Source organism: Motilimonas thetidivivens, from assembly GCF_046452435.1.
In the GTDB taxonomy this organism is placed as follows: Bacteria; Pseudomonadota; Gammaproteobacteria; order Enterobacterales; family CBDFNC01; genus Motilimonas.
The window spans coordinates 1-12,189 of sequence record NZ_JBKFDK010000027.1 but is presented as its reverse complement, the minus strand read 5'-3'; the positions used below and the strand labels follow the sequence as shown (position 1 = coordinate 12,189).

General features: G+C 43.2%; 16 protein-coding genes and 1 pseudogene. 5 read left to right on the top strand and 12 right to left on the bottom strand.

The features are described 5' to 3' along the window. Positions 1 to 2: 2 nt before the first annotated feature. The 7 genes from ACK8OT_RS16805 to ACK8OT_RS16775 form a co-directional block, all read right to left on the bottom strand. Entirely contained in the window at positions 3 to 710 is a 708-nt protein-coding gene (locus tag ACK8OT_RS16805; RefSeq protein WP_410197666.1) for a hypothetical protein, read from the bottom strand. 8 nt (positions 711 to 718) lie between these two features. Beyond that, the gene (locus tag ACK8OT_RS16800) at positions 719 to 1,207 is read right to left on the bottom strand and encodes a hypothetical protein (RefSeq protein WP_410197665.1); all 489 of its coding nucleotides are present in this window, start codon (positions 1,205 to 1,207) and stop codon (positions 719 to 721) included. 114 nt (positions 1,208 to 1,321) lie between these two features. After that, positions 1,322 to 1,681, bottom strand: coding sequence for a hypothetical protein (locus ACK8OT_RS16795; protein WP_410197664.1), 360 nt, complete (start codon positions 1,679 to 1,681; stop codon positions 1,322 to 1,324). A 79-nt stretch (positions 1,682 to 1,760) separates the two neighbouring features. Continuing rightward, positions 1,761 to 2,231: an OsmC family protein gene (locus ACK8OT_RS16790; RefSeq protein ID WP_410197663.1), complete on the bottom strand. Its 471-nt coding sequence runs from the start codon at positions 2,229 to 2,231 to the stop codon at positions 1,761 to 1,763. Between the two features lie 77 nt (positions 2,232 to 2,308). Then, the gene (locus ACK8OT_RS16785; protein WP_410197662.1) at positions 2,309 to 2,755 is read right to left on the bottom strand and encodes a GNAT family N-acetyltransferase; all 447 of its coding nucleotides are present in this window, start codon (positions 2,753 to 2,755) and stop codon (positions 2,309 to 2,311) included. Between the two features lie 51 nt (positions 2,756 to 2,806). After that, positions 2,807 to 3,406, bottom strand: a complete 600-nt coding sequence (locus ACK8OT_RS16780) for a PepSY domain-containing protein (RefSeq protein WP_410197661.1) — start codon at positions 3,404 to 3,406, stop codon at positions 2,807 to 2,809. Between the two features lie 266 nt (positions 3,407 to 3,672). Beyond that, on the bottom strand, positions 3,673 to 4,200 hold the full coding sequence (locus ACK8OT_RS16775; protein ID WP_410197660.1) for a GNAT family N-acetyltransferase: 528 nt from the start codon (positions 4,198 to 4,200) through the stop codon (positions 3,673 to 3,675). Between the two features lie 271 nt (positions 4,201 to 4,471). On the opposite strand from ACK8OT_RS16775, the gene ACK8OT_RS16770 reads away from it, so the two are divergent. After that, positions 4,472 to 4,717: a type II toxin-antitoxin system CcdA family antitoxin gene (locus ACK8OT_RS16770; RefSeq protein ID WP_410197659.1), complete on the top strand. Its 246-nt coding sequence runs from the start codon at positions 4,472 to 4,474 to the stop codon at positions 4,715 to 4,717. Then, positions 4,717 to 5,034 (top strand): CcdB family protein, encoded by a 318-nt coding sequence (locus tag ACK8OT_RS16765; protein WP_410197658.1) that lies wholly within the window; start codon positions 4,717 to 4,719, stop codon positions 5,032 to 5,034. Before ACK8OT_RS16770 ends, ACK8OT_RS16765 begins: the two co-directional genes overlap by 1 nt. Before the next feature lie 143 nt (positions 5,035 to 5,177). Here ACK8OT_RS16765 and ACK8OT_RS16760 read toward each other — a convergent pair whose 3' ends face one another. The 3 genes from ACK8OT_RS16760 to ACK8OT_RS16750 all read right to left on the bottom strand — a co-directional run bounded on the left by ACK8OT_RS16760 (position 5,178) and on the right by ACK8OT_RS16750 (position 6,750). Further along, positions 5,178 to 5,447: a Txe/YoeB family addiction module toxin gene (locus ACK8OT_RS16760; protein ID WP_005464459.1), complete on the bottom strand. Its 270-nt coding sequence runs from the start codon at positions 5,445 to 5,447 to the stop codon at positions 5,178 to 5,180. Continuing rightward, the gene (locus tag ACK8OT_RS16755; protein WP_005526636.1) at positions 5,440 to 5,694 is read right to left on the bottom strand and encodes a type II toxin-antitoxin system Phd/YefM family antitoxin; all 255 of its coding nucleotides are present in this window, start codon (positions 5,692 to 5,694) and stop codon (positions 5,440 to 5,442) included. The genes ACK8OT_RS16760 and ACK8OT_RS16755 overlap by 8 nt, the downstream gene beginning before the upstream one ends. A gap of 186 nt (positions 5,695 to 5,880) precedes the next feature. Further along, positions 5,881 to 6,750 carry a LysR family transcriptional regulator gene (locus ACK8OT_RS16750; protein ID WP_410197657.1) on the bottom strand — a complete coding sequence of 290 codons (870 nt, stop codon included), beginning with the start codon at positions 6,748 to 6,750 and terminating at the stop codon, positions 5,881 to 5,883. 108 nt (positions 6,751 to 6,858) lie between these two features. Between ACK8OT_RS16750 and ACK8OT_RS16745 the strand changes: the two genes are divergently transcribed. Both ACK8OT_RS16745 and ACK8OT_RS16740 read left to right on the top strand, forming a co-directional pair. After that, positions 6,859 to 7,287 (top strand): DoxX family protein, encoded by a 429-nt coding sequence (locus ACK8OT_RS16745; RefSeq protein WP_410197656.1) that lies wholly within the window; start codon positions 6,859 to 6,861, stop codon positions 7,285 to 7,287. A 12-nt stretch (positions 7,288 to 7,299) separates the two neighbouring features. Further along, entirely contained in the window at positions 7,300 to 7,977 is a 678-nt protein-coding gene (locus ACK8OT_RS16740) for a glutathione S-transferase family protein (RefSeq protein ID WP_410197655.1), read from the top strand. A gap of 123 nt (positions 7,978 to 8,100) precedes the next feature. Here ACK8OT_RS16740 and ltrA read toward each other — a convergent pair whose 3' ends face one another. Then, entirely contained in the window at positions 8,101 to 9,390 is a 1,290-nt protein-coding gene (ltrA, locus tag ACK8OT_RS16735; RefSeq protein WP_410197654.1) for a group II intron reverse transcriptase/maturase, read from the bottom strand. 593 nt (positions 9,391 to 9,983) lie between these two features. After that, positions 9,984 to 11,750: a hypothetical protein gene (locus ACK8OT_RS16730; RefSeq protein ID WP_410197653.1), complete on the bottom strand. Its 1,767-nt coding sequence runs from the start codon at positions 11,748 to 11,750 to the stop codon at positions 9,984 to 9,986. Positions 11,751 to 11,889: 139 nt separating this feature from the next. On the opposite strand from ACK8OT_RS16730, the pseudogene ACK8OT_RS16725 reads away from it, so the two are divergent. After that, positions 11,890 to 12,189: pseudogene (locus ACK8OT_RS16725) on the top strand (IS4 family transposase); the annotation flags it as partial.

Sequence of the window (12,189 nt, the reverse complement as noted above, 5' to 3'; positions counted from 1 at the left end):
ATTTAAACGCTGGCTTGTAAAAACTTTGCTGCCGCCGCGATGCCGGCATCCAGATCCCAACCCGGAATAGCCGCTTCTAATAACTCTCGACTCAACTTACCATCAGCCGCCACCAGCGCCCGCAAAGCCTCATCACTCGGAGGCTGTCCATTTAGCCCGGGCGCATCTAAGCAATACTCTCTGAGTAACTCAAAATCAGTGATACTACAGGCCCCGAGTAAATTGATGCCAGTAAAGCCGTCGTCCTTGTCGTAGTCAGCACGCTGCCAACGCTTGCCGTCCCAACCATATACAAAGCCAATCCATTCAAACGGCAAGGGATCTAAATCAAATCCCCACCAACTTGGCGCACCTTGCAGCAGGTCTGTCTCCGGCTCATCAAAATACTGCGCGGCCGCGCCATAATAAGTGTCACTGTATTCGTGATCATGACCCAGCAATACCATCTGATCCTTAGCGTTAAAGCGCAAGCTTGCCCAATTGCCACCACCATCGTGATAATGCCATTGCCGCTCACTCGCATAGACTTCCTTACCCCAACCACGCGCCGCCATCACAGCGGCCAAGGCCGCCCAGCCGCCGCGCAAGGTTTTAGGGCTAGGAATATCAACCGTCACCAAGGCTGCTGCTTGAGGCTTTGCAAATACCGCGCGAATATTAGCCAATAACGCCCCCGCTAAACCTAACTTAACAAATTGTCTTCGCTGCATACTTATTCCTAACAACCACTTTGAATATCATTAGCCACAAACGCGAACAAACTGGTCGCCGGCCAAATCCAGTCATCACTCGCTCGGTATCCGCGTAATTCAAGCGCATCAGCCCTAGCACTTAAATAAAAACCATTTGGATAGTTAATATCACTATAAGCTCGCTCGGTTGCGACCGTAATCTGAGTCCCAACTATCTGCTGGGTATAATGTAAGCGTAAGTAAGCCGCTAACTCTAGAGAACAGAGTGACAAGCCTTGCTTCGCCGCGGCCTTTATCACGTCCGCAAACAAGGCTCCAGATTCAAAACCCAGAGATTGCACACTCACCTCAACGATATCCACTTGCTCGATGGTTTCAGAGGCGCAAAAACGATCGGACATAAACAATAAGCTAGTATAAGCATTACAGCTTATTTTTTGTGCCGACAAGGCCAGCAGCAGTTGCTCTTTGGACTGGCCACCATATGTAAAATGCCATTTATTCGTTATCATCATATCTTCCCTAACAGACATTTAAGCTGGATCCTCTGCTTCATCCTTCCCAACCATCAAAGTTTGCAATGCTATCCTTTATTGTTTGTTTTAAAAACCAATCCTCGCAATGGCGGGTTATCTTTTAAGCTTAGTAAGCAGCATTTGACCGCCCATAAACAGCAATCCCATCACCACAGCCAAAGGCCAGTAACCCATCCATTGTATGGGCAAACCAGACGGATCAGATGGTAACAACCACAAACTCGCAATCCACAATAACGCCAAGGAAATGCCGATAAACCCAGCGTGAATTACTTGGCTGGCCGCCTTAAACAACCACATCAGCACACTGTGCAAAAAATATGGCGCACCATAAAACAGCACGTCATAAATCACCAGCCCGAGCCAACTCGCTTGGTTATGCTTGCCCGACACCATAACATACGCAGCGACCACTAACGCGAAAAGCACGGGGATTGCGAAGTATTTGACCATGAGCCTTAATCTGCTGCTTGTATTCGCCACCAAGTTAATCCCCCATACTATTTAACCTAAAAGTTCAGCGCACTTAACGCTAGATCTCGGTAACAATCTCAGTCACTACCTCGGTGGTCACCGAGTTAGCAATAAAGCACTGCTCATGTGATTGATGGTGCATCGCTTCTAATTGCGCCATGCTCGGCTGCTCACCAGCAAACTGCACATAAGGTTTTAGCGTCACCTTAGTCATGGCAATCTTGCCGTTTGTCCCTTTTTCCATCACTCCTACGGCATTATCAACATAAGTATCTACCACAAACTTATTTTTCGCCGCGATCGATAAAAAGAACAACATATGGCAACTAGACAAAGACGCGACAAAGGCTTCTTCAGGATCAACATTCGCCTCAACCGAATAAGGCAAAGGCACCACCTGAGGTGAAGACGAAGCTGGCACCGTGACGCCACCATCAAATTGCCATTCGTGCCCGCGACTATATTTTTGATCCAAATAGCTCTCATCACTCGCTCTTTGCCAGACTATTTTGGCGCTGTAATTTGACATTCAATCTCCTTAGTCCCTGATATACCCAATATGCGCTTCAATGACCCGCAAATATCCAATAACTTTCCAAATACAGCTTAATGCTCGGTGCCTGCATATACCCACATCGGCTCGGTTTTACCCGCCCGTTCAAAACCTAAGGCTTTATAAAACTCAATCGCCTCACCATCGGCGGTTAACATTTGCTGATGAAAGTCTTGATAAACGCTTTGCATGGCTTGCATCATCTTGCTTCCTATCCCCAGACCTTGATGACATGGAAGTACCAGCATATGTGGATAATAAACAACAAGATGACCATCAGAAATGGCGTTACCTAAGCCAACGAGTTTGCCTTTGATACGCGCCGTCACCAAGGTATGGGAATTTAACAGCGCAGGTATAAGCTGATCGGGTTTGTCGGCAGAAGACCAGCCATTTGCTCGATAAAGCGCGATCACTTCCTCGGCGTCAATAGCACCATTTAACTCAATCTCAATATTCATTCCAGCTTTCCCCAACTCATTAATTACACTGGTGCTCATAGTATCTCCTGCCTCACGCCACCGCTGGCAAACGCAATGACGCGCTGCAGGTTACCCCTTATTCTTTACATACATCCTAACGCCCAGCCCGGTAAGAAAAATTAATAACACCATACCAAGTACGCCCAAGACTTGGTTAATCGCCTTAATCGGCGTCCATTGCAGGTAATGAATTTTATACATCAGGTTAATCAGTTCGGTGTCTCTGCCGCGTTGGCTTAGCCTTAAATTTTGCCAATCTAACGTAATCTCAACTCCAGTGCTGGTGAGTGCGCGGTTTGCATCAACCTCAACCACGTTGCCATAGCGCAGCGGGTTAGCGCTAATCGCATCTTCAATAAGGGTTCGGGTTTGGGCTCTGCTAGGCGGCGCTTTTACGCTTAACAAAACGGGATCAAGATGCTCAACCTGATCGGCAGTGGTAACCAGTAAATGATAGCCAATAACCGTTCTAACTAGCCTAAGCACTTGCCAACTTGAGTCGGGATGAAGGGTGAATGGGGCTTCAAGGGGATAGGTTTTTACCGCTAATTGCTCATAGGCGCCTTGGTAGCCGGGCTTGATAAAAAATATCAGTCCGGTGAATACCCAGCCCAGCATAGGCAATATCAAGATCAGACCGATTACTTTGTGCAGTTTCCTGCTGCTCATTTTTATCTACCTCTGAGCAAACGTCATAAAAACATTGCTACATAGCAACAAGCAAATAGACACCCAATGGCGCCCATATTTACTTGTAAAATATCAAGATTTCAAATAACTGCGGGCAGTGTAAATGAGCTAAACCGTTGACACTAGCACTTTTGGCAGAAAGAAGATGGGACTTCCCCTAAAAGGAGGAGGTATAAATGAGTGAAAAATATATGGCCAGCTCAGGCTGCATTTAACCATTGCTTGAGCGAGTCAATTTATATTTGTTATGCGTCAATACTATAAAACACCAAACTTTCGCGCTGACCGTTTTTGATAACTGTTTTATTGAATAATCCGCCATAGATCATTCCAGCTTTCTTCATCACACTGCCTGACGCTGGGTTTCTCGTCAAATGCAAGCCCGTCACACGTTGCAGCCCTAACTGTTCGAAGGCAAATTGAATCATCATTTTGGTCGCTTCGGTACAATAGCCTTTTCCCCAATATGGAACGCCAACCCAGTAAGCAACCTCAGCCTCGTTGTCAGGCCTTCTGCTCAAGCTAATACAACCAATTAACTTGCCACTGTCAGTTAACGTCATCGCAAAAGTGTAACCACGATCAGACTGCCAGCTTTGCTCATGGCTACTGATCCAAGCTTCAGCCATGCCATCCAAATATGGGTGAGGAATATTTAATGTAAACTCAGCAAGCTTGGCATAACCCGCTAACCGTTGCACTTGCTCCGCATCTGATAAACTAAATGGTCTTAAAATTAATCGCTCCGTGCTTAATTGATACATAATCGACATCCAATTCCTTTATCGTATAACGCGGCGTTAGGCCTTCAATTTTTCCCCTAAATGGAACAAATATAGTCTTCACCACCCTACTTGTACCGTAAATTGAACATGCGGTATTTATAAGGCTACTCACGCCTCAAACTCCGGCGCGGTGAAGTTAGCGGCTTTTGTGCGTGTTTTTGCACAAAAGATGACAGCTTTGCCACGTCCATTTGATTTGTTATATGCCTTTCGTGCACCTATACTTAATGCGCACTAAAAATACGCATAGGTAATTATCATGAGAAACTTATATAGTACGCAAGCACCCAAAAAGGCTGCAAACTTAAGCTTAAACAGCGAACTACTCGCTGAAGCTAAGCGACTAAACATAAACCTCTCTGCAACAATGGAAAAAGCTCTTGAAAAAGAAGTTAAACAACGCCGTAAAACTGAGTGGTTAGAACAAAATGCAGATGCTATTAGCGCTTGCAATGAACTAACAGAAGATCACGGCCTGTTTTCTGATTCTTACCGGGTATTCTAATGCCACAATTTTCACTATACCAAAATAACGATAAAAGCACTGCTACCGCTTACCCATACTTTGTTGATGTTCAAAGTGAAATGCTTGATACGCTGAATACCCGACTGGTAATTCCCTTAACACCGGTTGAAATGTTAGAGAAGAAAGCCCCTACCCACCTGTGTCCAGTGATCCACATTGATGAAGGCGACTTTGTAGTCCTAACTCATCAAATGGCGAGTATTCCAACTAAAACCCTGTGTGATCCTGTGAATGAGTTGAGCGCTTTTAGAAATGAGATTGTTGCTGCTATCGACTTTCTGATTACTGGCATATAACGCCGCGTTAAGTGGTGAGCAACGCATACCACCACACTTAAAGTATTGTGCCGTAAACACTTAAACCGAAGCAAACTGAAAATGCCGAGCGTTGGGAATCCGTCTTAAACGCTTTGTATGGATGCCAGATCGCTGAACCTAATTTAGTAGTGGTAACGACACGAGATTATCGTTATGGCCTGATCATCGACTGCGTAAACGAGCCTATTAGTATCATCAATACGACGAGACCAAAAACCAGATAAGTTCTCTTTCAATGGCTCAGGTTTACCGATGCCCTCAAATGGAGAACGCTTAACATCATTGATGAGTTTATTGATGCGCTTGAGTGTTTTTTTGTCTTGAGTTTGCCAATACAGGTAGTCATCCCATGCATCATCAGTCCACGACAGTAAACGCTGGCTACTACTCATCAATTAACTCTCGTGCGGTTGTTTTACCAGCACGGTACTGTGCTATAGAGCGGTTTAAGTGTTCAGCGTTTTGAGGAGAGCGTAGTAAGTGCACTGTCTCCATAAGGCTATTGTAGTAATCTAAGGACATAACCACAGCATCTTCAGAATCACGACGTGTAATAACTGTTGTATCAGCGTCATTAACTACACCGTCCAAAACAGCTTTAAGACCATTTCTTGCTTCAGTAAAAGATACGATTCTCATAAGAACCTCCACATGTACATTTAATGGAACAAGTATAGTCCTCACCACTCCACTTGTACAGTAAATTGAACATGCGATATTGATAAGGCAACTAACGTCGTGCTCTGCGGAAATTTAAGAGCGCTAGCGAATAAGTTTTCCGTAGTAGCATCTTGTTATATTGTCTTATGCCCATAATCATGTGATTCAAGAATTCCATTCCTGCAAAAATGACTTAGTTAAATGCTGCATGACCAATTTTATTCTTACAACATTACGTAGATCAGGGTGTGTTAACAACCATAAATTACTGGTTTTACTTTCTTTAATACCAAATAATCTGGTTATTTCTGGTCGAATCTGGTCATCAGGCAAAAGAGCCAAACCTTGGCCTGCTTCTACGAAATAAGACATTGCGGTTAGATCGTCACAGCGTGTTACAACTTGATCAGCAAAGTGCTTATCCAACCAGACGAATGCAGGCAGCTTGCGTATTGCACCAGCAGCACCAATTAAAGCGTGATTATTCAACTCTTCAGTATTCTTAGGTAAACCAAATTTATCCGCATATATTTTGCTGCCAAACACCCCCCAATTAAGGGTTTCAACCTGTTTCCCAATCAAGTGTTCAGGCGGTGAAGATGTTGCTCTCACCGCAATATCAGCTTGACGATTAGACATATTGAATTCTTGATTACTTACCAACAACTCGATATGTATCTCAGGATAAAGAAGATTAAATTCGGTGATATAGCGGGGTAAATAACGATAAGCAATATTATTAGGTGCAGTAATCTTCACGATACCTTTGGGTTGAAAATCTTTACCAACAATATGGCGGCTTATGCTATCAAAAGAATTCTCGATATCTTGTGCGAACTCAAGTAGCTCATGTCCCAAGGCCGTCAATTCGTAACGATTATTGATACGTTCAAAGAGCTGCCCACCGATTTCTGCCTCAAAAGCATTCAAGCGCCTGAAAATGGTCGTGTGATTAACATCTAGTTCTTTGGCAGCACCAGATAAAGAACCACGTCGAATAATCGACAGAAACACTTTCAATGAATTCCAATCCATAAACCCTCTCATTGCAATTATGCAATATTAGCTTTCACTTTTTACTAATATTCAGATAGTACCGCAATATCTATACTATTGCATCACTTACTAAAATCAGAGAGAACCATGATGAACCGCTTATTCAATCCAGAAACTAGCGCACTTATATTACGATTGACCCTCGGTACCGTGCTTCTAGCACACAGCCTTTACTTGAAAATGGTCGTGTTTACTTTGGCTGGCACTGCACAGTTTTTTGTCTCAATCGGGTTGCCAGCAACACTTGCCTATATTGTATTCCTGCTAGAAGCCATCGTTGGTGTAGGTCTACTACTGGGCTTTTACACTAGAATTTTTTCTGCACTCATCATCCCCGTTTTACTCGGTGCTACTTGGGTACACTCGGCAAGCGGATGGCTGTTTACTAACACAGGAGGCGGTTGGGAATACCCATTAGTGCTAAGTTTAATGGCTATCGTGCAGCTTGGCCTGGGCGATGGAAAATACGCACTGAGTCACTATTTGCTTGCAAGACAATCACTACGAAACTCATAGGAGCACCATGTTATGCAACCACAAAATTTTCATCTTGTAACCCATGTATTATGCCCATATGTGCAGCGTTCAATTATCACTTTACTGGAAAAGAGTATCACCTTTACCAGAACCGACATTGATCTTTCCAATAAGCCGGTTTGGTTTAAACAAAAATCACCTATGGGGAGGGTTCCGGTTCTATTGGTTGATGAAAACCGCAGTCTGTTTGAATCGGCTGTCATTTGCGAGTATTTAGATGAAGTAACACCTAGCTCTTTACACCCCACAAATAGCTTAGATAAAGCGTATCACCGAGCGTGGATCGAGTTTGGCTCTAACATTTTGCAAGATATCGCTAGCCTATACAACGCAAAGGACAACGTAAGTTTCTATAAAATTCACGATAAAATAAAAAGTAAATTTCGGATTATTGAAGAAGTTTCTGGAACACCCTTCTTTACAGGAGAAAGATTTCACTTAATAGATGCTGTATATGGCCCTATTTTTCGTTATTTTGACGTATTCGACAGTTGCATCAATTTGAATACTTTTGACAATTTACCTAAATGCCAAGTTTGGCGCAAAGCATTAAGGCAACGGAAATCTGTTCAGAAGGCGGTTGCAGAAAATTACCCCGCTCTTTTAGTAGAATTTTTAAAAAATAGAGATAGTTACATATCACAGCGTATTCTGACAGAAGGCATGTAGTTGCTTGAAAATAATCGTGGTAGAGCGACCCATTACTGGGCCGACCCCACACAGATCCGGACGTGCGGAATTACCGCATCCGGCTCTTCAGTTATATATTCACGCGTGTAAATCACCACGCTCCTAGTACCAATCTACGTGAATAAATCGCTTACTCACTCTTGGTCGCTCAATAGCGTAATACATTAGCATCTTCTTGAAATTACTCCAGTTATAACTTCGCCGACCACTTCGCCTATTCAACCATTTATATAAACTGTGCAGCACATAACTGTACAATCTATCAAGGCTGCGGCTATTGTCTGGCAGGCCAAAGTAATTTCGGTATCCCATCAGTTTGCGTTTCAATTGTGGCATCCAAGTATTTAGCTTGTTTGACCGCTTGGCTTTGATGTATTGGTAAAACTCACTCATGCTAGCGCGGTGCTTTTCAGCACCCGTTCGCCGTCTGAGCCGAGGCATACCCTTCGCATCTTTTGCCCAGTAAAAGGCAAAGCCAAGAAACACAAATTGCCGTTTTCGACTCGGGTGAAATCGACTAAATCGTAGCAGTGAGGTTTTCTCTTCTGCCACTTCTAGGTTAAATTTCTTCAGTCGTTTCGGCAGCACCTCGTAAAATCGCTCCGCATCGTTGGCGTATTGAAACGCGCACACAAAATCATCGGCGTACCGGATGAGCATCGCGCGGCCACGCATTCGCGGTTTTACTTTCTTTTCAAACCATAAGTCGAGTGCGTAATGCAGGTAGATGTTCGCCAGTACTGGGCTAATGATGCCCCCTTGCGGCGTACCGCTTTTCGGGTGTTCAAATGCCCCTTCAGGTGATTTTATGCGGGCTTTAAGCCATTGGCTGATTAAGCTCAGCATGGCGTTGTCATCAATGCGTTGTTTGAGCATCTTCATCAGCCAGTCATGGTCAAGGTGGTTGAAGAAGCCTTTGATATCGGCCTCCACAATGTAACCGTATCCTTTAAACTGAAGATTCAACGCTAAACTGTGCACCGCTTGATGGGCGCTTTTATTCGGTCGGTAGCCATAGCTATTGGGCAGAAAGTCCGCTTCCCAGATACTTTGCAATATCTGACTCACGCCTTGTTGCACCAATTTATCATCCACCGTGGGCAAGCCCAGCGGTCTCTGTTTGCCATTTGCTTTGGGAATAAAGACACGTTTGATGTCATTGGCTCGAAAGCGCTTATGCCTAAGGGCATCGCTCAGTCGAGTTATGTTGCCAACAAGTTGCTGCTGATAAGCGGGCATGGTGATGCCATCAATACCGGCGGCCGCTTGTTTATTGAGCTGACCCCAACTTTGATACAGGCAATCTTCCCTTAGTAATCCGTATAAGTTCTGAAACCTGTGTTTGGGGTGGCGCTGTGATTTAAATGTGATCGCGTTTAGTTCGGTTGTCATAGTGAGTCCAGCCCTACATTGTCCGGCCTATGTGTCTGCTAAACACGTGATATAACTGTTAACCCCTTCGCCATGTGATCGGCTTTCCCGTCTCGGACTACTACGAGCTGGTCTGACTGCCAAAGGGTCATCGTTGGCCTTGCTTTTGGCTTAGCTTCCCTACCGCGTCCTTGCGGAACGCCCTTGGCTCTCTCAAGTTCCTGATGCATCTCTTTAAACATGCCACGGCTTAATAACTCCGCTGACTCGCCACAACCTCACTCATTACGGTTGCTTTGCTTGGACTTCAGTGGCGTTACAAACCTCGTCAGTCAGACTGTATTTATCGGAGCGATCTCAGCACTTCAGGGACACGCATCCCCTGTGGCCTACTTAATTCTCTGTGTACGCTTCACCTATCTTGTTCGCTGAAAAAAAAATCAGCTCCGCCATAGACGCAACACTCGATACGGGTGGTGAGTTAAACCTTACCCGACAGGGACTTGCACCCTGCAAGATGCATCAAGCTTCGCTTGACGCACTAACGCCCGCATTTGCGGATGGTTTGGAGCGCAGCGGAAAACCAGTCCGGCAACATGCGCTTGTTAGCAGCTTTAGAGCATCTGGCATTGAACATTTTTAGCACCAAAACTAAATACACATTTAGACCTTTTGAATAAGTCGAATTGCTGCTGAAGATCTTTACCGTTCACACTGTTACTTAAGTAGGAGTCAATAATCTCATCAGGCTTATGTAGCTGCAACTCATCACTTGTCGAAGTGTCACCAAATTCATCGTCTTTACGCCAATGTATCATTCCGTCTTGGAGGATATTTCTCAACAGATTCCATTCGTAAAAATGAACACCTTTATGTTCGTAAAAGTTTAAAAACGGCAAATTGTGAAGCAAAATAAAATGACTATTCTCAGATTTTGCACCACCAAGCCCTCTGTTAAACAATTGGTTCCTTATGCTCTGGTGGTCAAAATTCTCTTTCAAGGTAAGCAGTTGCTTTAGATATCCTTTTTTGAATGACTCTTCATTAAATAACTTAAATTGCTCAGAGAGGTATGTTGGAAGTGCTGAAAACCTATACTTAACCTGAATAAAATAAAAAATATCATTTTTGCTATCATGCAAGACTATATCGACATCATATCCTTTTATTTCAGCCTTGTTCCCAGATTTAAACCCGTCAAATGGGGTGTATCCGAAGTAATCGAGTTCTTTTAGGTAATTAAGAACGTAATCAACCTCAAAAAAATCACCCAACTCTCCTTTAAAATCTCTACCCTTAAGCTGCTTCTGCTTAACGCCCAATAAAATACCTGCAAACTTTCGAAGTCCATATTTGAATCCCAAAGAGCCTCTCTTATAGATTGAGTCTGACACCTTGTATACGAACCCCTCTTTATTGTCTATTCGAGCATCAGATGCGGTACTTAACTGCTGATCAATAAAAAGCAAAGATTCGTTTGTTATATTGCTACTTTCAAGAAAAAACTGTCTCTCTTTCGAGCCTTTTCCAAGCAGTGAACAGCACTCTAACACCAGTGAAAAAAAGATAAGTTCCCTTAGAAAAAGGTATTTTTGATTAACTCTAATATCTCTTGTAACGTATTTAGAGTTTATAGAAAAAACCTTATCTAGAACGTAATCTATAGCTGTTTCAGCTATTTCTTTAGGGATCGCGCTATTTTTCCCAAGGAAGGCGGATATGTCGTGATATGCTTTCATATCTGATATTTTTGAATTTGATTCAAGAATTTCGGATATCCAATATCCCTTCACCCTGCCTTCAAATGTTTTGCTTGGCTTGAAAATAATCTCATTACTTTTGAAGCTAAGACTTAAGATATTGTTTCGTAACAAAAGGTAAGCTTCGCTTAAAAAAAATGAGATCCATAGTTTTTCATTTGAAGCAATGGAGTGAAAATAGTCTTCAGTCAAGTCGAGAGATTCAGCAATCCTATTGCAATGGTATTCGAGCTTTGTAATAAGGTTTACTCTTAAGTACACTGATGCCAGATCTTCATCAAAAACTTCAGAATCATAACTTTTATCAAGTAACAGTCCGATACGAAAAAAACTAGTAAATTCCTCTAAAATATTCTCGATGAAATTCTGATTTCGCAAATTAGTAGGGTTTGCCTTTAAATCCTCTATAGATCTTTTTGCTTCCTTTAAATAGGAGCAATATAGTTTTTCAAAAATTATTCTTTTGTCTCTTTCTGAAATAAACTTCCGTAAAGGTGGAAGCCTATATAGTATTTTCCCTAGCAGACTAGTTGACTTTTCTTCCGCATAAAGATACTCAATATTGCTAATAGGATTAGCAACGAATTCAAGCAGCTTTCTATCCTTAAGTTCATATAGCATTCTGTTTGTCCATAGTCGGGCTGCTAACGCCGCATTCTAGCGAATCCCCACAAAATATCTTTCGCTATCAAATATATAGAAACGCATCTCGTTGTGTGATCTAATTAATTTCGCCAAAAACAAACCAGATTACAACGGGATGCGTGAACTTAATATCATACACCAACAGCTACAAAATCAATGCCCTTTCATTCACAAAAAACGACTTCAATCCCTCATCGATTCTACCCAAGCATTGCTCAACGGTGATCGCCTCACCCTTACTCAACTTGGCCGCTCCATGACGGGTAAGACATCCGCTAAGCATGCCATTAAGCGTGTTGATAGGTTGCTTGGCAATGCACAGTTGTATCGCGAGCGCATCGCTATTTATCGTTGGCATGCGCAGCTAACTTGCAGCCTCAACCCCTTTCCATTTGTCCTTATCGACTGGGCTGAT

Excerpts from the sequence above, each read along its gene's own strand:
- ACK8OT_RS16805 (WP_410197666.1), bottom strand. The coding sequence starts at position 710 with ATGCAGCGAAGACAATTTGTTAAGTTAGGTTTAGCGGGGGCGTTATTG.
- ACK8OT_RS16800 (WP_410197665.1), bottom strand. The coding sequence starts at position 1,207 with ATGATGATAACGAATAAATGGCATTTTACATATGGTGGCCAGTCCAAA.
- ACK8OT_RS16795 (WP_410197664.1), bottom strand. The coding sequence starts at position 1,681 with ATGGTCAAATACTTCGCAATCCCCGTGCTTTTCGCGTTAGTGGTCGCT.
- ACK8OT_RS16790 (WP_410197663.1), bottom strand. The coding sequence starts at position 2,231 with ATGTCAAATTACAGCGCCAAAATAGTCTGGCAAAGAGCGAGTGATGAG.
- ACK8OT_RS16785 (WP_410197662.1), bottom strand. The coding sequence starts at position 2,755 with ATGAGCACCAGTGTAATTAATGAGTTGGGGAAAGCTGGAATGAATATT.
- ACK8OT_RS16780 (WP_410197661.1), bottom strand. The coding sequence starts at position 3,406 with ATGAGCAGCAGGAAACTGCACAAAGTAATCGGTCTGATCTTGATATTG.
- ACK8OT_RS16775 (WP_410197660.1), bottom strand. The coding sequence starts at position 4,200 with ATGTCGATTATGTATCAATTAAGCACGGAGCGATTAATTTTAAGACCA.
- ACK8OT_RS16770 (WP_410197659.1), top strand. The coding sequence starts at position 4,472 with ATGAGAAACTTATATAGTACGCAAGCACCCAAAAAGGCTGCAAACTTA.
- ACK8OT_RS16765 (WP_410197658.1), top strand. The coding sequence starts at position 4,717 with ATGCCACAATTTTCACTATACCAAAATAACGATAAAAGCACTGCTACC.
- ACK8OT_RS16760 (WP_005464459.1), bottom strand. The coding sequence starts at position 5,447 with ATGAGTAGTAGCCAGCGTTTACTGTCGTGGACTGATGATGCATGGGAT.
- ACK8OT_RS16755 (WP_005526636.1), bottom strand. The coding sequence starts at position 5,694 with ATGAGAATCGTATCTTTTACTGAAGCAAGAAATGGTCTTAAAGCTGTT.
- ACK8OT_RS16750 (WP_410197657.1), bottom strand. The coding sequence starts at position 6,750 with ATGGATTGGAATTCATTGAAAGTGTTTCTGTCGATTATTCGACGTGGT.
- ACK8OT_RS16745 (WP_410197656.1), top strand. The coding sequence starts at position 6,859 with ATGATGAACCGCTTATTCAATCCAGAAACTAGCGCACTTATATTACGA.
- ACK8OT_RS16740 (WP_410197655.1), top strand. The coding sequence starts at position 7,300 with ATGCAACCACAAAATTTTCATCTTGTAACCCATGTATTATGCCCATAT.
- ltrA (WP_410197654.1), bottom strand. The coding sequence starts at position 9,390 with ATGACAACCGAACTAAACGCGATCACATTTAAATCACAGCGCCACCCC.
- ACK8OT_RS16730 (WP_410197653.1), bottom strand. The coding sequence starts at position 11,750 with ATGCTATATGAACTTAAGGATAGAAAGCTGCTTGAATTCGTTGCTAAT.